This is a genomic window from Rothia nasimurium (genome assembly GCF_928391935.1).
GTDB classification, from domain to species: domain Bacteria; phylum Actinomycetota; class Actinomycetes; order Actinomycetales; family Micrococcaceae; genus Rothia; species Rothia nasimurium_D.
On record NZ_CAKMTD010000004.1, the window covers coordinates 93,938 to 115,474 of the forward strand.

Annotated in this window: 18 protein-coding genes and 4 tRNA genes; 17 read left to right on the forward strand and 5 right to left on the reverse strand. The window is 60.9% G+C overall.

The annotated features are described in order from the left end of the window. The first annotated feature begins 488 nt into the window (after window positions 1-488). A complete protein-coding gene (locus tag L7A15_RS06065) occupies window positions 489-4,385 on the forward strand; it encodes a S8 family serine peptidase (RefSeq protein ID WP_237208590.1) in 3,897 nt (1,298 codons plus the stop codon). Window positions 4,386-4,505: 120 nt separating this feature from the next. On the opposite strand, the gene L7A15_RS06070 is transcribed toward L7A15_RS06065, so the two are convergent. After that, window positions 4,506-5,216, reverse strand: coding sequence for a hypothetical protein (locus tag L7A15_RS06070; protein WP_237208589.1), 711 nt, complete (start codon window positions 5,214-5,216; stop codon window positions 4,506-4,508). Between the two features lie 39 nt (window positions 5,217-5,255). Then, window positions 5,256-5,993 (reverse strand): ABC transporter permease, encoded by a 738-nt coding sequence (locus tag L7A15_RS06075; protein WP_237208588.1) that lies wholly within the window; start codon window positions 5,991-5,993, stop codon window positions 5,256-5,258. A 106-nt stretch (window positions 5,994-6,099) separates the two neighbouring features. Here L7A15_RS06075 and L7A15_RS06080 point away from each other — a divergent pair. Continuing rightward, a tRNA-Lys gene (locus tag L7A15_RS06080) sits at window positions 6,100-6,172 on the forward strand. 538 nt (window positions 6,173-6,710) lie between these two features. Further along, a complete protein-coding gene (locus L7A15_RS06085) occupies window positions 6,711-7,622 on the forward strand; it encodes a 3-hydroxyacyl-CoA dehydrogenase NAD-binding domain-containing protein (RefSeq protein WP_237208587.1) in 912 nt (303 codons plus the stop codon). A gap of 2 nt (window positions 7,623-7,624) precedes the next feature. On the opposite strand, the gene L7A15_RS06090 is transcribed toward L7A15_RS06085, so the two are convergent. Then, on the reverse strand, window positions 7,625-8,467 hold the full coding sequence (locus tag L7A15_RS06090) for a sulfurtransferase (protein WP_237208586.1): 843 nt from the start codon (window positions 8,465-8,467) through the stop codon (window positions 7,625-7,627). 145 nt (window positions 8,468-8,612) lie between these two features. Between L7A15_RS06090 and L7A15_RS06095 the strand changes: the two genes are divergently transcribed. From L7A15_RS06095 to L7A15_RS06140, 10 genes are all read left to right on the forward strand, one after another. After that, window positions 8,613-9,119 carry an asparaginase domain-containing protein gene (locus tag L7A15_RS06095; protein WP_237208585.1) on the forward strand — a complete coding sequence of 169 codons (507 nt, stop codon included), beginning with the start codon at window positions 8,613-8,615 and terminating at the stop codon, window positions 9,117-9,119. Between the two features lie 190 nt (window positions 9,120-9,309). Continuing rightward, the gene (locus L7A15_RS06100) at window positions 9,310-9,996 is read left to right on the forward strand and encodes a hypothetical protein (protein WP_237208584.1); all 687 of its coding nucleotides are present in this window, start codon (window positions 9,310-9,312) and stop codon (window positions 9,994-9,996) included. Window positions 9,997-10,010: 14 nt separating this feature from the next. Then, window positions 10,011-12,179 (forward strand): RecQ family ATP-dependent DNA helicase, encoded by a 2,169-nt coding sequence (locus L7A15_RS06105; protein ID WP_237208583.1) that lies wholly within the window; start codon window positions 10,011-10,013, stop codon window positions 12,177-12,179. Window positions 12,180-12,206: 27 nt separating this feature from the next. Continuing rightward, a complete protein-coding gene (tadA, locus tag L7A15_RS06110; protein WP_237201968.1) occupies window positions 12,207-12,692 on the forward strand; it encodes a tRNA adenosine(34) deaminase TadA in 486 nt (161 codons plus the stop codon). A gap of 107 nt (window positions 12,693-12,799) precedes the next feature. Beyond that, window positions 12,800-13,456: a TetR/AcrR family transcriptional regulator gene (locus tag L7A15_RS06115; RefSeq protein WP_237187726.1), complete on the forward strand. Its 657-nt coding sequence runs from the start codon at window positions 12,800-12,802 to the stop codon at window positions 13,454-13,456. A gap of 146 nt (window positions 13,457-13,602) precedes the next feature. Then, window positions 13,603-13,693 (forward strand) — tRNA-Ser (locus L7A15_RS06120). A 402-nt stretch (window positions 13,694-14,095) separates the two neighbouring features. After that, complete coding sequence (upp, locus tag L7A15_RS06125) at window positions 14,096-14,734, forward strand: uracil phosphoribosyltransferase (RefSeq protein ID WP_237187725.1); 639 nt, start codon at window positions 14,096-14,098, stop codon at window positions 14,732-14,734. A 448-nt stretch (window positions 14,735-15,182) separates the two neighbouring features. After that, window positions 15,183-15,959: a winged helix-turn-helix domain-containing protein gene (locus L7A15_RS06130; RefSeq protein ID WP_237187724.1), complete on the forward strand. Its 777-nt coding sequence runs from the start codon at window positions 15,183-15,185 to the stop codon at window positions 15,957-15,959. Between the two features lie 90 nt (window positions 15,960-16,049). Then, a complete protein-coding gene (locus L7A15_RS06135) occupies window positions 16,050-16,829 on the forward strand; it encodes an alpha/beta fold hydrolase (RefSeq protein WP_237201966.1) in 780 nt (259 codons plus the stop codon). An 87-nt stretch (window positions 16,830-16,916) separates the two neighbouring features. Continuing rightward, complete coding sequence (locus tag L7A15_RS06140) at window positions 16,917-17,444, forward strand: SixA phosphatase family protein (protein ID WP_237201965.1); 528 nt, start codon at window positions 16,917-16,919, stop codon at window positions 17,442-17,444. A 161-nt stretch (window positions 17,445-17,605) separates the two neighbouring features. Here the strand turns inward: L7A15_RS06140 and L7A15_RS06145 are convergent. After that, window positions 17,606-17,697, reverse strand: a tRNA-Ser gene (locus L7A15_RS06145). 179 nt (window positions 17,698-17,876) lie between these two features. Here L7A15_RS06145 and L7A15_RS06150 point away from each other — a divergent pair. Next, a complete protein-coding gene (locus L7A15_RS06150) occupies window positions 17,877-18,263 on the forward strand; it encodes a hypothetical protein (protein WP_237187721.1) in 387 nt (128 codons plus the stop codon). A 112-nt stretch (window positions 18,264-18,375) separates the two neighbouring features. Here L7A15_RS06150 and L7A15_RS06155 read toward each other — a convergent pair. Beyond that, window positions 18,376-18,466 (reverse strand) — tRNA-Ser (locus tag L7A15_RS06155). Between the two features lie 189 nt (window positions 18,467-18,655). On the opposite strand from L7A15_RS06155, the gene L7A15_RS06160 reads away from it, so the two are divergent. From L7A15_RS06160 to L7A15_RS06170, 3 genes are all read left to right on the forward strand, one after another. Continuing rightward, window positions 18,656-19,648 carry an NAD(P)H-quinone oxidoreductase gene (locus L7A15_RS06160; protein WP_237201964.1) on the forward strand — a complete coding sequence of 331 codons (993 nt, stop codon included), beginning with the start codon at window positions 18,656-18,658 and terminating at the stop codon, window positions 19,646-19,648. An 81-nt stretch (window positions 19,649-19,729) separates the two neighbouring features. Beyond that, window positions 19,730-20,224 carry a dehydrogenase gene (locus L7A15_RS06165; RefSeq protein WP_237212367.1) on the forward strand — a complete coding sequence of 165 codons (495 nt, stop codon included), beginning with the start codon at window positions 19,730-19,732 and terminating at the stop codon, window positions 20,222-20,224. 175 nt (window positions 20,225-20,399) lie between these two features. Continuing rightward, a complete protein-coding gene (locus L7A15_RS06170) occupies window positions 20,400-21,530 on the forward strand; it encodes an acyltransferase family protein (protein WP_237208582.1) in 1,131 nt (376 codons plus the stop codon). Window positions 21,531-21,537 lie beyond the last annotated feature (7 nt).

Genomic DNA, 21,537 nt, shown 5'->3' on the forward strand with positions numbered 1-21,537 from the left:
AGGCTAGGGGCCATGGTATCGCGTCAAGGTAAACTCGTGCGCTTTTGGGGAGGGGGAATGAGATGTTTGTTAAGGACGAAGACGCCGGGCTTGCCTTCTCCCTTGTCAGGGAGGGAGGTGCCCGGCGTCTGCGGTATGAAGTTTAGGGATGCCAGGCTGGGAGCGCCTCTCGGCGGAAGGCCGCTCGAAGCGGCTAAAGATTTGGAGCCCGGGGCTACCTATTAGCAGCCTGACATCTTGCCTCCTATCTTTCTCCTGTTGGGGGTGGTTGTCAACCCGGGTATGGAAAATTTTTGACCTGATGGATTTAGCTGGTGGACTCTCGTATGACATGGGGTGACGTCTCACATGGTGACATTTTCTGTAAAAATTTGAGTAAATCCCGGGTTGGGTATTGACCAACTTGTGTGACATGGGCCATGGTTGTAGGACTCGTAGTTTTATTGGTACACACCACAATGGATCACTTGGATAAAGGAAATCCTTCAATGACGAAAAAATACACACCCAAGAAGGTAGCCCGCAGCGGTGCAGCCTCCCTGCTTGGCCTCGGTATGGTCCTCTCCATGGGTCTGCCCGCGGCTCATTCCCTGACCGATGCTGACCTGTTCCATAGTGCTACTCAGGCCATGAGCGAACAGGTGCTCACTCCTTCCATGAAGGCAGCTCAGGGTACCGTCAGCGTATTTGTTCAGTTCAAGGGTAAGGGCGCCTACGAGAGCACCCAGCCCGCCGCCGTCCTGCAGGGTAAACAGGCCCCCGTTGAGGCCCAGGCTGAGGTTCAGGCAATTGCTGCAGCTGTTGAGAAGCAGGGGCGAGCAGTGGCTGCAGAAACAGGCGCAACTGTGCTTTACACAGCCCACAACTCCCTTCGCGGTGTAGCAATTCGCGGTGACGCTGAGAAGATTCGTGAACTGGCTTCTCGCAGCGATGTTGTCATGATTTCCCCCATCGTCTCGAAGACCCCGTCCAACACCGGCACCGTCATAGATACCCAGGCCATCACCAGCTGGCAGCAGACCGGTTACACCGGTAAGGGCGTCAAAATCGCCATTATCGACACCGGCGTTGACTACACCCACACCCAATTTGGCGGCCCCGGTACCGCTGAAGCCTACGAAAAGGCTTCTAAGCTGACCGAGATGCCCGCTGCCGATTCAGGTCTGTACGATCCTGAAAAGTACCTCGGCGGTTATGACCTGGCCGGCGATAACTACGACTCAGCTAGCGATGCGGCAGACGCCCTGCCCCAGCCTGACGGCAACCCGCTTGACTGCCGCTTTGCTGGTCACGGTACCCACGTTGCAGGTACCGCAGCAGGCTACGCCGTCAACGCTGACGGCAGCACCTTCAAGGGTGATTACACCAAGATCACCGAAGATGAGATGAAGGGCATGAAGATTGGTGCTGGTTCAGCTCCTGGCGCCCAGATTGTTGACTTCCGTGTCTTCGGCTGTGAAGGGTCCACCGATCTCACTGGCCAGGCCCTCGACCGCTCCTTGGACCCCAACAACGACGGTAAGTACGACGACCGAGTTGACGTCGTAAACATGTCCCTGGGTTCTGACTACGGTGCTACCGACGACCCCGAAAACGTCATTGTTGATGCCCTGACCCGCCAGGGTATCCTCTCTGTTGCAGCTGCCGGTAACTCCCGCGCCGCTAACGGTAACGGCGATACCTACTCCATCTCCGGTAACCCGGCTAATGCTCGCTCGGCCCTGGCCGTTGCCAACTCCATCGGTTCTACCGCCGCTATCGACAAGGCTAAGGCTCATTCACCTTCATCTCTTGCCGGTGACCTCAGCGGTGACTACTCAGTCAACTTCGACTACTCAACTGCTACCCCTGAGCAGCTGATTGGCGAGGTCGTCAAGAGCACCCCCGAGAACCCCTTCGGTTGTGATGCCTACCCCGAGGGCACCGACTTCGGTGGTAAGTGGGTCTTCATCGACTGGACCGATAACTTTGAAACCTTCCCCTGTGGCTCAGCCGTCCGATTCAACAACATTGAAAAGGCAGGCGGTAAGGGCGTAATCCTCGCCTCCAACCTGAATTACGAGACCGTCGGTATTGCAGGTAACCGCACCATCCCCGGCGTCCGTCTGGTTGCTCAGGACGCTGAAAAGGTCCGCGCCGCTCTTGATGCCGGTGAAGAAGTCAAGATTGAGCTGAAGAACGAATGGATTTCCTCCGTTCTGGTTGAGCATGGCCTCTTTGACCAGGTCAATGAATCAACCGGTCGTGGTGTCCACGGCACCGTCGGCTACACCAAGCCGGACGTCGCCGCCCCCGGTACCGGTATCGGTTCAGCTGCCGTTGCTGGCGGTTCCGAAAAGGCTGTCATGTCAGGTACCTCCATGGCTTCTCCCCACGTTGCAGGTGTTGCAGCCCTGGTCTACGAAGCCAACCAGAGCTACTCAGCTCCCCAGGTCAAGGCAGCTATCATGAACTCTGCTGTTCATGACCTGACTACTGAGGACGGCGCAGTTCACTCCGTAGAACGCGTTGGCGCCGGCCGTGTTGACGCCCTGAAGGCTGTCAACCAGAAGGTTCTAACCTACAGCGCTGACCATCCCGACCAGGTTTCAGAAAGCTTTGGCGTGGTTGAAGTCCTGCCTAATGCAGGCGTTCAGACCTATGTCCGGAACCTGACTGTTGATAATTCAGACAATAAGGCCCACACCTACAAGGTATCTTTTGCGGCATCATCAGATATCCCCGGTGTTGAGGTGTCAGCCCCCGAGACCGTGACCGTTGAGGCCGGTGGCAAGACCACCTTCGCCGTTACCGTCACTGTTGATCCCTCCAAGCTGGAAAAGAAGCTAGAAGCAGCTAGCTCAGCCCAGCAACTGGGCTATGACCGCCAGTTCCTGAGCATCGAATCCGGCCGTCTGCTGCTGACTGAAAACGGCAGCGAGATGCGTCTGCCCCTGCAGATTGCCCCCAAGCCGGTATCAGACATGAAGGCTGCCGCAAGCACCATCGAATTCGGTGAGTACAGCCTCAAGAACACCATTGACCTTGAAGGCACTGCCGTTGACCAGGGCGGCTACAAGTCCCTGGTTGGCGCCTTCGAACTCGGTGCAGTGTCTGACCGTTTCAAGACCTCCAGCCTGGGGGCTGCTACCAGCCAGCGGGTTGACCTCCAGTACGTCGGTGCTTCTACCAACGTCCCTGCCCTGCAGGCCGCTGGCGGTGACGTTGCCAAGGACGGCATGATGAGCATCGGTGTTTCTACCTGGTCCAACTGGGAGAACCTCACCAACCCCACCAGCATTGAAGTTGCCTTCGATGTTGACGGTAATAACCGGGCAGACTACTACGTCTACACCAACCGTGTCGCCGGCCTAGACTACCCCGTTGCAACCCTGGTTGGTTACGTCAACGGCCAGCTGACTGCCCTGGACCACCAGCCCATCAACGGAGCTTTCGGCAGTGTTGACACCAACACCTTCGACAGCAACGTCCTCACCCTACCTGTCCAGCTGTCCAAGATGGGTATTACTGCTGATAACGCAGGCGACCTGCGCTACATGGTAGATACCTACTCCTGGTACGAGAACGGCCACACTGACTCAACTGACTGGGTTTCCTTCAACCCCCACAACCCCAACCTGTGGTTCGAAGGCACTGCATCTGACGCAGCAGGCCTGTTCGTTGACGCCCCCGATGCTGATATCACGATCAACCGTGGCAACGTCAACGTCCGGGACGCCAAGGCCCTGCTCCTGCACATGCACAATGGCACCGGTGACCTGAGCGGCACCAAGACTGGTGAAGACGGCGGCAAGGCTGAAATCGTATCACTGGTTCAGGAAGAAAAGATTCAGAACCCCCGCTTCCACGATGTCACTCCTGATGATCAGTTCTACAAGGAAATCGCTTGGCTGGCTGAACGCGGTATCACCACCGGTTACCCCGATGGTACCTTCAAGCCCCTGGCTAACGTAGAGCGTGGCGCTATGGCCGCCTTCTTCTACCGCCTGGCAGGTAGCCCCCAGTTCACTGCCCCGAGCGAATCCCCCTTCAAGGACGTAGCTACTGACCACCAGTTCTACAAGGAAATCGCCTGGATGCACGCTTCCGGTATCAGCACCGGCTGGGCAGACGGAACCTTCCGTCCCCACGATCCTGTCAACCGTGACGCTATGGCTGCCTTCTTCTACCGTTACGCAGGTGAGCCTGAATATGTAGCACCCCAGGACGGCAAGTTCTCTGACGTTGCCCCTGACTCTCAGTTCTACAAGGAAATCTCCTGGCTGGCTGAGTCTGGCGTAACTACCGGTTGGGCTGACGGCACTTTCCGTCCTGTTACCCCCATTGCTCGTGATGCAATGGCTGCCTTCCTCTACCGTTTCGACCAGAATGTTTCTCCCCGCTAAGACCGGTGGTGAAAACTTCATGGGGGTCTTGGAGCTAGGTTTCTAGCAAGACCCATCGGAGTAAAGCCCGGCCCCTCTTCCAGCTGGAAGGGGGGCCGGGCTTTTGATTTTAGGCCCGTACTAGTCGAGTCTTCCGGCCCGCCAGTGTTCAGCTGCTGTGTCGAGTTCGCGGGCTGTGCCGGTGAGCTTTCGGGCAGCTGCTCGGAGACGGGCGGCCCGGGTGGCTGCTTCGTCGCGTACTTCAGGGGAGGGCAGGTGGCGGCGGCCCGGGGCGTCCTGGTGGTGATTGCGGGGGTCAAGGGTGCTGCCGTGCCTCAGTTCGAGGGCGATGTCGTCCTGCCCCAGGGCAAGTACCCGGCAGAAGGCGGCAAAACGGTTGAGGGCGACGTCGAAGTCGCCGGTGTAGGCGCCGGCTAGGATTTCGTCGACGGTAGCGGAGATTTCATCGGCGGTCGGTGGGGTCGGGACGCCGGCGAGGGCCTGGGAGAGCAGGGACGAGTGCATGCCGCGTTCGTAGTAGTGGCTCATGAGCTGGGCGTTGGCGCGAATGACGCCGCGCAGGGCGTAGATACGCCAGAGGGCACCGGCGGTTGTGACAGGGGCTGCCTGGGACCAGAGCTCGGCGACGGCTTCTATACCGAATTCGTCGGTGTAGTGCACCAGGCGTTTGGTGACGGAGGGGTCTTCGTTGGCTCGTCCACGGGCGAGGATGGCCCGGGCAGAGGCTTGGGCTGCTGCGGCGAGGTCTTCAGGGCTTCCTGCCCCCTGGTAGCGTTCAAATTTTTCGGTGGAGAGGCGGACGGGGCGGTGAAAGCGGGCGTCAGATGGCATGCCTACCAGTGTAGAACTGCCGGAGTGCTCAGCGGAAGGCTATGCGCTGAGAGGTAAAACTCGGGTGCGGGTGATAATGCTGGTGAGGAGCAGGGCTGCGATGGTTCCTGCCAGGGTTTGGCCTGCCAGGACGGCGATTTGGAGCTGGGCGGCGAGTAGGGGAGAGGCCCCTCCCATGAGGGCGCCGACGAAGGTGCCGGGCAGGGTGACGAGGCCGGTGGCGCGGGTCTGGTCGAGGCCGGGTGTGAGGGCCTCGGTGATAGCGGCTTTGGTGATGTCGCGATAGGCGACGGGGGCGGAGGCTCCCAGTGCTAGCCAGCCTTCGATTTCACCCTGTCGGGCGGTGGCGAGGGTGGTGAAGTTGCGGGCGGTGAGGGTTGTGATGGTCATGGTGCCGCCGATGATGATGCCCGCAACGGCTACCAGGTTTTGGGTGGAGTAGGGGACGAGGCCGAGGAGGAAGATGAGGGTTACTGCGGCGAGGGAGCCTGCGGTGATTGCTAGGGCAGTGGCGGGGACGCCCCGATGGAGGCGCCTGCTGTGTTTGCTCGAGGTGACGGTGGCGGTGGTGAGCATGAGCGCGATGAAGAGGGCTAGGGCCCAGGGGGCTGCCAGAATACCGTGCAGCAGGAGGGCAATGATGGCGAGCTGCAGGCAGGCCCTGAGAATGGTGAGGTAGGGCTGCCAGGCGAGTTTGATTCGGGCGGCTGCGAGTAGGACGGTGGTGCAGCCGACGAAGAAGACGAGGGCTAGGAGGTACTGGTGTAGGGCGGTCACACAGCTATTAGAGCACGGCAGCGGCGCGGACGCCTGTTGCGGCCGGGTTTTTGGAGCTTTGCGTCACGGGGGTGTATAGTGGAAGGCGCTGAGTTTACTCAGTGGAGCGCCTTTAGCTCAGTTGGTAGAGCATCGGACTTTTAATCCGTGGGTCGTGGGTTCGAGCCCCACAGGGCGCACATCTTATAGCCCCGTTGGTTCCCTTTGTTTACAAGGAACTAGCGGGGTTTTATTTTTCCTGAAGCCATCGTTTGACAGGGTTATAGGCAGAAAAGCGTCTCCCATGGTTCCTAGTATTACACTGAAGAGTGAAAACCCCGGAACGATCCCTGCTCTTTGCACATCGCCGGGGTTACTGTTTTATCAAAGTAACCAGCATGCGCAGTGAATCCTTGTTCAGGTTTCTGGAGGCAACCAAGGCGAAAACTTTTAATCCGTGGGTCGTGGGTTCGAGCCCCACAGGGCGCACCGTCTAAATCCCGTTTCAGCTGTGGGCTGGGGCGGGATTTTTGTCTGCCCTCGGGTATGCGTGCCAGAAAACTTCATATGCGTCAGTAGTGCTCAAACCTGTAACGCTCACCGGAGCACCTTCTTAAAAGGTCATGGGTGCAGTTCTGCAATATTTGGTAATACTTTCAATGTAAAGTTTATTAATGGTGGTGGGAGGAGTAATGTTGGCTGTATCAGAACAAGAACTCTTCGAAGGAGAAGACCACCATGTCACGCGAATTCAAAACCGTAGCTGTTCTCGGTACCGGCGTCCTGGGCTCACAAATCATCATGCAGGCAGCCTGGCACGGCAAGAAGGTATTTGCATACGATCCCTTCCCCGAAGCCCTCGAAAAACTAACCGACCGCTGGGCCTGGATCCGTCAGGGCTACGAACAAGACCTTCCCGACTACACCCCCGAAAAGTTCGACGAAGCCATCGCCCGCATCGTTCCCACCAGCGACCTCAAGGAAGCGGTCAGCGACGTCGATATTGTCATCGAGGCCGTGCCTGAGAACCTCGACCTCAAGCGCGAAACCTGGGCCAAGGTGGGGGAGCTGGTCGATGAACGCACCCTGCTCGCTACCAACACCTCGTCCCTGCTACCCTCTAACTTCGCAGATGCTAGCGGCCACACCGACCGCTTCTTGGCCATCCACTACGCCAACCTCGTCTGGGTACGCAACACCGCCGAAATTATGGGCACCGCCAAGACCGACGAAGAAAGCATCAAGGACGCCATCCGCTACGCCGAAGAAACCGGCATGGTCCCTGTCTACGTCCGCAAGGAGCAGCCCGGCTACCTGCTGAACTCCCTGCTCATTCCCTGGCTCGATGCCGGCGCGAAGCTCTACGTCAATGGCGTAGGCACCCCTGAAGAAATCGATAAGGCCTGGACCATCGCTACCGGTACCAAGGCAGGCCCCTTCGCCGCCTATGACACCGTGGGTTTCAACGTCGCCTCCCACATCGCCTCGGCCAGCGAGGACGCCACCGTGCGCGAGTTTGGCGCCAAACTCAAGGAGGCTCTAGAAGACGGCTTCAGTGGTGTTGCCGACCGCAAGGGCTTCTACCTCTACGACGAGGACGGCAACATCACCGGAGCCAACGACTACTGGACCGAAAACTTCGACCAGTAGCGCTACTGCTCAACGGGGCGCAGGCCCGCCGGGTCCTCTGCGCCCCACTCGGCCCAGGAGCCGTCGTACACCGCGATCTCGTTATAACCAGAAACATAGGCCGCTAGGGCGTCAATGCAGGCGGTCACGCCGGAGCCACAGGAGAAGATGAGGGTTTCAGCGTCCCCGGCGACGGCGTCCACGGCGGCCTTGACCTCCTCCGGTGCCCGGAACTTTCCCTGCTCATCCAGCAGGGAAGTGAAGGGCAGGTTGACGGAGCCGGGAATGTGGCCAGCCCGCAGGCCAGGACGGGGCTCAGGGGCGGTGCCAGCAAAGCGTTCGGCGCTACGGGCGTCAATGACGGCGGCGTCCTGACGCTCGGCAAAGGCCTTGGTGGTGAGCGCGTCAACGAAGAGGCCGCGGTCTTCTGCCACGAAGGAACCGGGGGTGAAGGGGCCTTCGTTGAGGGGGAGCTGGTTGAAACCTGCTGCCTCCCAGGCGGGCAGGCCACCGTCGAGCACGGCGACGTTATCGTGCCCCATAGCCACAAACATGAACCAGCCGCGGGCGGCTGAGAACATGCCCTGGCGGTCGTAGACCACGATGGCGGCGTCCTGCCCAATGCCCAGGGCCCGCACCTTCGCCTCAAACTCCTCAGCCCCCAGCATGGTGTGTACCCCCTCGGGTGCGCTGAACTCCCCGTCAATATCAAAACGGCGGGCCCCCGGAATACCCGTGCTGGCCCCGGCGAACTTGCCCACAGAAGCGTCCAGAATAATCAGGTTAGGGGCGGCGATATTGGCTGAAAGCCACTGGGCACCCACAATGGGGAAACGTAGGTCAAGACGGTTGGTAGAGGCAGTCATGAGGGGATCCTTTCATCAAAATACGTTCACCCCCATGCTACAGACCCTTCTCAGCAGCTGGCAGGCTCCTGCATCGGTCAGCTGCCCTCCAGTAGACTTAGACCCTAGAAAACCCCGCACATACGCCCGTCTTCACAAGGAAACCATGCCTATCAAGAACGCAGACCATGTCACCATCCTGACCACCGGCGGAACCTTCGACAAGGTCTACTCCGTTGCCGGTGAACTTGAGATCGGTGAACCTTCCGTCCCTGAACTGCTGAGCTTCGTGCTGACCGACACCACCTTTGAGGTCCGTAGCGTCCTCAAGCTCGATAGCCTCGATATGGTTGATGCCGACCGCGCCGTGCTGACCGAGGCCCTCAACGCCGTCACCCATGACCGCGTGATTATCACCCACGGCACCGACACCATGCCTGAAACCGCCCGCTACCTGGAGGCCCACGCCGACCTGGGCGACAAGGTCGTTGTGCTGACCGGGGCCATGCAGCCTGCCTCCATGCGTAAGTCCGACGCCAGCTTCAACCTGGGCGCGGCCGTCGCCGCCCTCAACTTGCTAGAACCGGGTGTCTACATCTCTATGAGTGGCCGAATCTTCCCGGCTTCTGCGGTGAAGAAGGATCGCGCTCGCGGGATCTTTGAGGTTGCCTAGCCCGGCATTTTTCAGGACGGCCTGGCCCCGGCTGGGCGGGAGCAGCCTGCTCCGGCGCGGGGTTGCCTGTCCCGGAGGAGGGGCGGGGTTGGCCTAGCGGTCAGCGAAATCCCTGGTGGTCTTGGCCACAGCCAGCTAGGCTTAATGTGAGAGAAAAACAGTACACCCCCACACCACTAGGAGCGATTCCATGAGTGAGCCAACCGGTAACTACCAGCCCCAGCCCTACCCCAACCAGCCGCAGCCTCCGGCCTACGGGGGGCAGCCTGCTCCGGCCTATGGGGGCGGGGCCTACGAGTCCTACGCCCAGGCCTATGGTCAGGGCCTGCCAGCCCACATGGACGCCCCTGCGAAGCCCCAGGAACTTAAAACTGCGATGATGATTCAGTACATCATGCTGGGGGTTAGCCTGCTTGCAGCGGTCTTGAACGCTATTTTCGTCAAGGAACTCCTGGCCGTGCAAAACGGTGTGACAGAGATGCTGCTCGGCAGCTCGTCCATGCCTGGCGCTGACGCCCAGGAGGCACAGGCTGAGCTGCTGAATGCCTCGGGTACGATGGCTGTCATCATGGCTTTTGCTATCGGTTTCTCGCTGGTGTGGTTAGCGATCCAGCTGCTGTTCATTATTTTCATGGGTAAGGGGCGTAACTGGGCCCGTATTGTGCTGACTATCTTCGCGGGTTTCAGCATCTTGAGCCTGCTAGATGTTATCGGCTACTTCGTGGCCTTCCACTGGGTCATGCTGTTTGGCCCCATCAACGCTATCTTGGCTATTGTCTTCTTGGTTTTCGCGTGGAAGCGCCCCGTGAGCGAGTACATGCGTAACACTGTGGCCTACCGTCAGTGGCAGCTGCAGCGGTCCTACATGGGTCGCTAGGAAAGCCCTAGTAGATGGCAGATAGTCCCTTGAGAAGTGAAGCCCGGCAGCTTCTTACCCAGCTGACCGGCGCTGCGTCCGCTGATTTTCATCCCGGCCAGTTTGAGGCTATTGAGGCCCTGGTGGAGCACCGGCGCCGGGCCCTGGTGATTCAGCGGACGGGCTGGGGTAAGTCTGCCGTTTACTTTCTGTCTGCCTTGCTGTTGCGCCGACGCGGAAGCGGGCCTGCCCTAATTGTTTCGCCCCTGCTGGCGCTGATGCGCGACCAGGTGGAGGCCGCTGCCCGCGCCGGGGTGCGGGCGGCTATGGTCAATTCGTCGAACGTGACCGAGTGGGAGGCCGTGCGGGCCCAGCTCGCTGCCGGTGAGGTGGATGTGCTCCTGGTGGGCCCTGAGCGGCTCAATAACCCGGCTTTTCGAACTGACTGGTTGCCCGACCTCGTTCGCAACCTGGGGTTGCTGGTGATTGATGAGGCCCACTGTATTTCTGACTGGGGCCATGACTTCCGCCCCGACTACCGCCGGATCCGTGACCTGATCGCCGCCCTGCCTGCAGACGTTCCGGTGCTGGCAACGACGGCTACGGCTAACGGGCGGGTGGTGCAGGACGTCGCCGAGCAGCTGGGTACGGGCGGCCAGGGGGCTGGCGGGGAGGTTTTCCTGCTACGCGGGCCCCTGTCCCGAGAGTCCTTGCGCCTGGGCGTCCTGAAACTACCGACTGCCGCCGACCGGCTGGGCTGGCTGGCCACCCACCTGCGGAACCTACCGGGTTCGGGCATTATCTATACGCTGACTGTCTCGGCGGCTGACGATACGGCGCGGGCCCTGCGGGCCGCTGGTTACGAGGTGCTGGCCTATAGCGGGAAGACCGACCCCGACGAGCGTCGGGAGGCTGAAGCGGCCCTGAAGGAAAACCGGGTGAAGGCCCTGGTCGCTACCAGTGCCCTGGGCATGGGCTTTGATAAGCCGGATCTGGGGTTTGTGGTCCACCTGGGTGCCCCCTCAAGCGCCGTAGCCTACTACCAGCAGGTTGGCCGCGCCGGGCGCGGGGCTATTCAGGCTGATGTGCTCCTGCTCCCGGGCACTGAAGACCGGGAGATTTGGGACTATTTCGCAACCGCCTCTATGCCCACTGAAGAGAATACGGCGGCGGTGCTGGCTGCGCTGGCAGAGGCAACCGCGTCGGGGCAGGAGCTGAGCGTCCCGGCCCTGGAAGCCCGGGTGGACGTCCGCCGCTCCTCCCTTGATCTGCTCCTGAAAGTGCTGGCTGTTGAGGGGGCCGTGGAGAAGGGCGCTCGCGGCTGGGTAGCTACCGGGCACCCCTGGCAGTACGACGCCGCCCGGTATGCCCGGGTGCGACAGGCCCGGGAGAGGGAGCAGGAGGCTATGCTGGCCTACCAGCGCACCGACACCTGCCGGATGGTTTTCCTGGCCCGGGAACTGGACGATACCGGCGCAAGCCCCTGCGGCCGCTGTGACGTCTGCGCCGGGCCCTGGTACCCCACCGGGTTTGACGCCTCAGCCACACAGACGGCCAACCAGACCCTAGCGCGTGTGGGCGTAGCTATTGAGCCCCGCGGCATGTGGCCCACCGGTCTCGACCGGCTGGCCCCGGGGGCTATCCAAGAGAGCACCGGCAAACCCCTGCGCGGCAAAATTGCGGTAGATGAGCGAGCCGACGAGGGCCGGGCCCTGGCCCGACTCACCGACTTAGGGTGGGGCAACCGCCTGCGCGAGATTTTCGCCCCCGGCCCCCAGGGTCAGGTTCTTGACGGCCCCGTGCCCGCCGACCTGGGACGGGCCAGCCTGCAGGTCCTCGCCGAATGGGGCTGGGACGAACGCCCGGTTGCCCTCATCGGCCTACCCTCGCCAGTCCGTCCGCAACTGGCCTCCTCCCTGGCCCGGGGCATCGCGGCAGCCGGGCGGCTCGTCGACCTGGGCGACCTGGAGGTTATCAAGGAACCAACCCATTTTGGGGGAAACAGCGTCTTCCGCTGCGCCGGAGTGCTGGGGGCCTACCAGCTCCCACCGCAGGCGAGGGACTACCTAGCCAACCACCCCGGCCCCGTCCTACTGGTCACAGACCTCATTGACTCCCGCTGGTCAAGCACGGTTACTGCCCGTGCCCTGCGCCAGGACGGGGCGACGGCCGTCCTACCCTACGCCCTGGCCCTCACCAACTAGCTCCTGCCCTCAACCTGTGAAGGAACCATGCCCCGCCCCGTCCTGAGCGACCGCCCCCGCAACCCCCACCACGAAGAACTCATGGGCCTCGCCCTCGACGAGGCCCGCAAGGCCCTGGCAAGCGAGGACGTACCCATCGGGGCGGTTATCATCGACGCGGACGGGCAAGTCATTGGGTGCGGCCACAACCGCCGCGAAGCCGACGCCGACCCCACCGCCCACGCAGAAGTTCTGGCAATCCGGCAGGCGGCCGAGCACCTAGGAACCTGGCGGCTTGACGGCTGCACCCTGATCGTCACCCTCGAACCCTGCCTCATGTGCGCCGGGGCTATCCTCCTAGCCCGAATCCCCACCCTGGTCATGGGAGCCTGGGAACCCAAAACCGGGGCCGTGGGAAGCGTGTACGATGTACTACGAGATCGCAAGGTCAATCACTGGGTTGAGGTTTACCCCGGTGTGCGCCAGGCAGAATGCGCCGAACTGCTCACTGATTTCTTCGAGCAACAGCGGTAACAGAAAAACAAGCTAGTGAACCGGGCAGAAAGTACCAGCAGACTTCACCAGAATCATGTATCTTTGAAAAAGCACTGTGATTTCTTCAAATAACTAAGGGGAGAGGGGTGACCCGACAGCAGATGGAGCAGGTAGTCTACGCCCACCAAACACCTGTTGCCGCAGCCGCAACCCGCCGTCCTGGCCGCACCAACAAAACCCAGCTCAAGCTTTTTGAAGCTGCCATGGGGATTATGAACGAGGGCGGCCCCCTTGCTACCACCGTCGAAGATATTGCCGAACGTGCTGGGGTGTCGAAGGGTACCGTCTACTACAATTTTGGTTCGAAAAAGACCATGATTGACCAGCTCCTCCAGTACGGGGCCAAGCTCCTTCTGGCAGAGATGAACCTGGCCAGCCAGGAGGAAGACCCCCGGGCGGCAATTCATGGGGCCCTCCGCGCGGCGATTCGCTATATCAAGAACCACCCCGGTTTTGCCCGCCTGTGGGTGTCAGAACTATGGCACAGCGGTGAAGAGTGGTCGCCGACCACCGCCCAGATCCGAACCGAGATTATTGCCTTTCTGACCGGCCATATCGAGCGCCTCTCACGCTTCTACACGGTTCGAAACGAGTGTAAGCCAGAGGAGCTGGCCATCATAATCTTTGGTGCGGTCTTCATGCTCTCGATCGACGAGGCCCGCTACGGCACCCACCGCACTGACAGCCAGGCGGCAGACATAGCGATGCTCACCATTGACGGCTACATCATCGCAGAAGCCTAAAACCGCGCCCAGCATCACCCGGGGCAAGCAGGCAGACACCCCCGTCCTGCCCCTGGAATACTAGGTGAATCAGCGCAGAATAAACCCCTCAAGCTCCGGTCAGCAAGTTGAGGCAGGTAGGTAACTAGGGTAGACTTTTCACGTTTGGTGACGTGTCCGAGCGGCCGAAGGTGCAACACTCGAAATGTTGTGTACGGTAACCCCGTACCGAGGGTTCAAATCCCTCCGTCACCGCCAGCGATAAAAACCCGTTTCGCCTAGTCAGAGCTAGGGGGAACGGGTTTTTTCATGCCCAAAAACGGCCCCGCAACGTAAATCTGACATAAAAATGTTAAGCCCTGATACTCCGGTGATACTCGTCTGCCCAGCAAGTCAGTATCACGGCGGGCTGTGGGGGCCCCTGCGGCGGGCGGGGCTTACTGGGCTAGGTGGCTCTACTGGTCGGCAAGGATAGCGTTTACCCCAGCCAAACGTTCGAGCACGTCCTCTAAGGCGGCGTTAAATTCCGGGTCTGTGCTGGTGGTGGGTGTGGTGTCCAAACGGTTCCCCTCTATGGTGGTAGTCGCTTGGTGTCAGTCTAACCCCTGTTGCGGGCTGGGCAGTCAGGGGGCGGGGTGGGTGGAGTGGTAGCTTTAAGGTATGCGTATTAAAGTTCTCGACCACCCCCTCGTCGATCATAAAATCACTGTTCTTCGCGACAAGAACACCCCGTCCCCTACCTTCCGTCAGCTGGTAGATGAGCTCGTGACCCTACTGGCCTACGAGGCGACCCGCGAAATCCGCGTTGAGCCCCGCGAAGTGGAAACCCCCGTCGCAACCACGGTTGGCTCCCACATCGCCAACCCCCGCCCGCTGATCGTCCCGATTCTGCGTGCTGGCCTAGGCATGCTGGAAGGCATGACCCGCCTGATTCCCACCGCTGAAGTTGGCTTTTTGGGTATGGCCCGCAACGAAGAAACCCTGGATATCGTCACCTATGCTGAGCGCCTGCCGGAAGACCTAACCGGCCGCCAGGTGTACGTCCTGGACCCCATGCTGGCAACCGGCGGCACCCTGATCGAAGCTATTAAGTTCCTGCGTGCCCGCGGCGCTGAACACATCACCTGTATCTGTGTGCTGGGTGCCCCCGAGGGCATCGCAGCCCTTGAAAAGGGTGTTGAGGGGCTAGAGAACATTGACCTCTTCCTGGCTGCCCAGGACGAGCGTCTGAATGAGAAGTCCTACATTGTGCCCGGCCTGGGCGACGCGGGTGACCGCCTCTACGGCGTCGCTGAATAAGTGACCTCCGATCAGCGGGGCATCCAGCCTGACGGGTTGGATGCCCCTCTGATTTTATGGGGGCGGACGGCGTGAAAAAGCCGGGTGGGCTACGCGGGTTTTACATGGTGAGACGAGGGTGAAAATGCACTCCCTTGACAAATGACCTAGAACACGTTCTAGCTTGCCCAGGAGTAGGTGGGGGCAAAAATATGCACGATTCCCCCTAAAATCTGCCGAATTTTCTCTGCATAAACTGCAAACTTATGCTTTATCTAGAAAAAAATTTCACCCTGGCTGAGGGGGAACCGCCGGGGAGAGAAAAATTCCTGGGAGAATTTTTCGAATGTTACTTGATTTATACGCGCCAAGCGACAACGATTAAAAGTAGACAGCAACCCTCATCACACACGCTGCCTATCAGGAACCACACATCTTGTAACTGAGAGATAAGGGAGAAGGTAGACAAATGTCAGGTGCACCGGGATACGTACACATCTCACAGCGCAATCGCTCTGCCGCACAACGCCAGCATGGCGCCGCAGGTCTTGGCCGTGGCCTCGCTAAGCAGCAACCCACTAATCTTCGCCCGATGACTTATAAGCCAGAGCCCCCTCGCGCCATTGCTCCTGAAAATGAAGCCCGTGGCTTCGTGATTTACGTTGGCCTCAGCGAAGAAGCTGCCGCCAGCCACGGAACCTCCCTCGTGCGAATTGTTCAGGACACTCGCGCTTACGTCCAGAACCAGGTACCCGGAGCTGAATCCTACGCAGCGGTCGCCCTCGCACCCTCTGACGCGCAGGGAACCGACCTTGAAGTTGTCCGCAACGCCCTGGGCGATCCCACCGCCGTGCACTACCAGCCTGAGGCCGTACCGACCGCCACCCACCAGGTGTCTGCCGAAGACACCAAGCCCACCCACAGCGTCGGCGTCCTGATTGATCTTTCCCGCCGTGAAGTTTTCCTGGACGGCGAGCTGCTGAACCTCACCTACAAGGAATTTGAGCTCCTCAACTACCTGGTAGAGAACGGCCAGCGCACTGTTGCCCGCGAAGAACTCCTGACCAGCCTCTGGCGCGACGCCGAAGAAGTGCCCAACGAGCGCACCATCGACGTCCACATCCGCCGCCTACGCTCCAAGCTGGGCCGCCTCTCCAACACTGTGCGGACCGTCCGCGGCCAGGGCTACCGCTTCTACGAGCACCCCGAGGTTGTCGTCTGGGCAGCCCCCGAATACTCCATCTAAGGTTCCTGGCACCAGGCGCCGCCACCGGCTTCATCGCCGGGGCGGCGCCTTTGCCTTTCCCAGGGCAGGGGACACCGTAAAGTAGAAGTCATGACTTCTACTGCCCTCAAGACTTCCCTCGTCGGATCTGGCCCCATCAAAACCGTCTTCCTGCACGGCCTATTAGGGCGCGGTAAGAACTTCACCCGAATCGCCAAGGCCCTGGGTGGTGACGTCCAAACCCTATTAGTTGACCTACCCAACCACGGGGCCAGCTACTGGACCGACAGCTTCGACTACCGCACCATGGCTGACCTGGCCGCAGAAGCTGTTGAAGAATACGCTGCAGGGGAGAAAATTATCCTGATGGGCCACTCTATGGGCGGAAAAATCGCTATGCTCCTGGCCCTGCGCCACCCCCACCTGGTGGAAAAACTCGTGGTGATAGATATAGCACCCGGTAACTCCAAGGGCAGCTTTGAGATCCTGATGGATTCCATGCTGAACCTGCCTATTGACACCTACACCACCCGCTCCCAGGCCGACCGCGACCTTGCGGTGAACGTGCCCGCGGCAGGCACCCGGGCCTTCCTGCTACAGAACCTGTCCATGACCAAGCAGGGGAACACCTGGGAACCCAACCTAACCATGCTGAGGGAGAACCTGGCGGCCATTATGGGCTGGCCCGGGGCGGAGGGCCACTATGACGGCCCTGTCCTCTGGCTTGCCGGGGGAAACTCGCCCTACATTACCGACGAGGACCTGGCTCCCATGAAAGAGCTCTTCCCCCTGGTGCGTCGCGTCGTTATTAAGGGGGCTGGGCACTGGGTCCACTCTGAGAAGCCGGAAGAAACGGTGTACGCCCTCAAGCGTTTTATAGGGGTTGCCTAGGCCCGGGCCGGGCGGTGATGGTCTGGACGGGTGGGCTGGACGGGTGGGCCCCGGGCTGGACGGTGCCGGGGCGGGTAGGATGGTGGCATGACCGATTTTGCCCTGCCCCGCCACGATACCCGCACCCTGATTATCATGCGCCATGCTGAGGCTGACTGGGGGCTTGATGACTTTAATCGGCCTCTGACGCGCCGGGGTCATGAGCAGGCCCCCCGGGCTGGGGCCTGGCTGCTAGAGCACGGGTTCGTGCCTGAGATGATGGTGAGCTCTGCGGCCCTGCGGACCCGGCAGACGACAACCTGGGTGTCTGAGGCGCTCGGTGAGAAGGCACCGACTGCCAGCCTGGATGAGCGGCTCTATAACGCCCCAGCCTCCCAGCTTATGACGACGATTAACCGCACCCCGGCGGGCGTCCACTCCCTGATGGTGATTGCCCACCTGCCTGGCGTGCAGGACGCGGCCCTGCAACTGGCCAGCCCGGATTCTGACTACGAGGCCCTGATGGATGCCTCTTACGGGTATGCGCCCTCGTCCCTGGCGGTTTTTGAGGTCCCTGGGGACTGGGACGAGCTGGTCGACGGGGAGGCCCGCCTGACCCACTTTGCGACCTTCTAGGCACGAGATCCCGACGCCTGCGCCACGACGCCTGCGCCACGACGCCTGCGCCGGCGGGTAGCCGTGGGCAGCTGGTGGGCTTGGGGCGGGCCAGGGAGGAAGCCAGTAGAAGCAAAAACCCCGTTTACTCTAGTCAGACTAGGTAAACGGGGTTTTCTTTGTGGCGGAGACGGGGGGATTTGAACCCCCGGTCGAGTTTAACCCCGACCCTTCATTAGCAGTGAAGTCCATTCGGCCGCTCTGGCACGTCTCCAGGTGCTGGTGTGTTCGGCCCGTCAACCTGGCCTAGCAACACAGCTCTACCCATACTAGCGACAAAAGTAGCGGCGGTCAAAACCCTGTGAGATGCAGGCGCTAACCCTGGAGCTTGCTGTGGGCCACTTGATAAAATGGCACAAGTAACACTCAGTACCCAATAGTAAGGAAAACGGCGTGTCAGAATCGTACAACCAGCAGAATCCCCAGAATTCAGGTCAGAACTACGGCTCCTACAGTGCGCCCAGCGAGCAGCCCTACACCCAGAACTACAACCAGCCCTACGGCCAGGTTGCTGTAAACCCTGAGGGGCAGAAGCACGCCCAGAACGCCATGATTTTCGGCATTCTGTCCATCGTGATTGCGGGCCTCGGCGTAGTTTTTGGTCCCCTTGCCCTTTCTCAGGCTCGTAAGGCTGAATCCTACGGAGCTGAAGCAACCGTCGGTAAGGTCACCGGCTGGATTGGTCTGGTGCTGGGCATCCTCTCCCTGCTCATTATCATCGCCTACATTGCCTTTGTTATTGTTTTGATCGGCACCGCCGGTACTTCTTCTACCTACTAGCACTAGAAGTCTTTGGCGTAGAACGAGCGGGGATGGGTTGCTGCCTGGCCCCGCTTTCGTCTTTGAATCTGCGCATGAAAAAACCCGCTTCGTCGAGGAAGCGGGTTTTCTGTGGCGGATGGTGTGGGATTTGAACCCACGAGACGGGGTTGCCGCCTACTGGTTTTCAAGACCAGCTCCTTCGGCCGCTCGGACAACCATCCAAACTGTGCATAGCACTCGTACTACTCTACACCGTGAAGGGGACTAATACCAAATAGAAACTTTTGTGCCCTTAGTCTCCCCGTCTGCGCCCCGGGGAGGGGCTGCCCTGGCTAGGCTAGGTAAGCAGGTGGGCCCGGGGCCTGCCTGCTGCCCAGAGAGGGGCTGTCGATGTGAGGTAAGGAGTTTCTATGCGCGCGATCCTTGAAGAAGAGCACGGAGGGCCGGAGGTCCTAGCGGTGAGTGACCAGCCGGTGCCTACCCCGTCCTGGGGGCAGGTGCTGCTGAAAGTTGTGGCTGCCGGGGTGAACCGGGCTGACTGCGTGCAGCGGCAGGGCTTCTACCCGCCCCCGCCCGGGGCGAGTTCCATTTACGGGCTGGAGGTGGCCGGGGTGGTGGAAGCCCTGGGGCCTGGCCTGGACGAATCCTACCTGGGGCAGGAGCGCGTCGCCCTCTTGGCCGGGGGCGGCTATGCCGAGTATGTGGCAGTTGACCTGGCCCATACCCTGCCCGTTCCCGCCGGGGTGGGCCTCACGGATGCCGCCGGGCTGATTGAGGTGGCGGCAACCGTCTACTCCAACCTGGTGCTGACCCTGGGTGCTGCGGAGTCACCCCAGGCCAATGCGGGAAAGAGCCTCCTGGTTCACGGGGGAGCCGGTGGGATCGGCACCCATGCCATTGAGCTGGGGCGAGCCCTGGGGCTGCAGGTGATTGCTACCGCCGGGAGTGATGAAAAGTGCGAACTGATTCGCTCCCTGGGGGCCCACGCTATCAACTACCGCACCGAGAACTTCCGGGAGGTTACCCGGCACCTCACAGACGGGCGCGGGGTGGACTACCTGCTGGATATGGTGGGCGGCCCCTACCTGGCTGAGAACATCAAGACCCTGGCCGTGGGTGGTTCTATGGCGGTGATCGGGGTGCAGGGTGGACCCAAGGGGGAGCTGAACCTGGGCTACATGATTCCCCGCCGACTGAGCGTCCACGCCACCTCCCTGCGCTCCCGCCCTGCTGCTGAGAAGGCGCAGATTGTGGACGCGGTGGGGCGGCTGGTCTGGCCCCTGGTGGAGTCCGGGCAGGTGGGCGTCCACACCAGTGCTGTCTTCCCCCTGGAAGAAGCCGGGGCGGCCCATGCCCGCCTGGAATCTGGGGAGAATACCGGGAAAATCCTGCTGACCCTGTAGGAGCGACCCCCAAGCGGGCTTAGTTAGGGTAACCTAATAACCGTAAGATATTCCGCAGACAGCCCAGTAGAAGGAGGACCCGTGGGTATCAAGGACTTCCTGCAGAATCGTCGCGATGATTCTGAGCTGGGTAAGGGGCTGTGGCGCCGGGCCCATGACCGTTTTGTGCGGGGCCTGGACCGCTTCCACCAGATCCTTGAGCGGGTCCCGCCGGGGCAAACCTTTGAGAGCATTGTGCCCCTAGCCAATGAGCTTGCTGACCTGCTCCCGCGGGTGCGGGACCTGGCGTCCGAAGCCCAGAAGCTAGCTCCCAGCGAGAGCCTGGACATTCCTGCCTCACCCACCGGGGTCTACTCTGACCTGCACCGGGCCCTGTCTAAGGCGGGGAACGCCCTGGCCCTGTGCGCTGAGGCCCTGGCTATGACCCGTTGCGCCGGGGACTGCGCCACCGCCTGCGCCCGCACGGAGGCTATCGCCCGGCGGGTTGAGACCGTCCGGGGGCACATTGAGGACGCCGAAGCCCGCCTGGACGCAGCCCGGCAGGAGCACCGCCGGGCGGTTGGGGCCCCTGCCTAAGCTCCCAGGGCGGCGGGGCCTGCCTGGAAAAACTGTCACCAATATCGCCTACCTATCCCCAGAACTGTACCTACCGCTAGACCGGGGGCGCAGGTAAGGTAGTGGGGTGCCCGTTCGCACCCTACCTTGAGGGCACGCTACACACTCATTCTTAGCCTGGGGGAGGCCCATACCCATGAACCGTTATGCCCACATTGACGCCATGCGTGCTTTCGCGGTGCTTCTGGTGGTCTTTTCCCATGCCGGGCTGAGTTTTGTGCCCGGTGGTTCTGGTGTCACCATCTTCTTTACGATTTCTGGCTTCATCATCACCTACCTGCTGCTGCGGGAGAGGGACAAGACCGGTGGGGTAGATTTGGCTGGCTTCTATATCCGCCGCCTGCTCAAGATTGCCCCGCCGCTGATTCTGGCAATTGTTATACCCACCTTGATCTATAAGGCCGCCGGTGGGGCCGTGGACCCCCTCGACTTTTTGGGGCAGGTCTTTTTCTTCTTCAACCTGCGCTACCTTGACTCGCAGATTACGGTGCTCCCGGGTACCCATGTGATGTGGTCGCTCTCCATTGAGGAGCAGTTCTACCTGGTCTTTGCCCTGATCTGGCTGGTGCTGGTCAAACTTGAAACCTACCGCCGGTACGCTACCTTGCTGGCTGCTACCGTGGTGGTCTACTCCTTTATTTCCCGGGTGGCCCTGAGCCTGGGTGGGGCCAGCGACGACCGCATCTATTTCGGCACGGACACCCGCGTTGAGGCTATTGCTATCGGTATGCTGACTGCCCTGTGGTACCACCGCTATGCGGCGGACGAGATGGTACTGGGGCGCGAGGTCACCGGCCGTCATTACCGGCCTACCGCTACCCTCCACGAGGGGCGGACGGTACCCTTGCTGGGCCGTAACTGGGTGTTTGTGGGGGCCCTAATGGTCTACCTGCTGACCCTGGTGATCCGCGACGACACCTTTCGCGACACTATCCGTTACTCCCTGCAGGCCTGGGCCACCTCAGCCGTGATTCTGTGGGGCCTGGTGGCCTCTCGCCAGCCCCTGGGGGCCGCTATTCACCGGGCCCTGGCCTGGCGTCCCCTCCAGCTAGTGGGCCTCTCAAGCTACTCCATCTACCTGGTTCACGACGTCCTCTTTAAGGCCCTAGAGCCCTCCCTGCACTCCCTGCCCCTGGTGGCACAGGTGGCCATCTTGGCAACCATCGGTATCGGGGCGGGCGTCCTGATGTACCTGGTGGTTGAAATCCCGGTCCAGCGTTTCAAGGACCGCTACTTCTCATCCTCCTGGAAGAAACAGGCAGCCTAAACCCCGC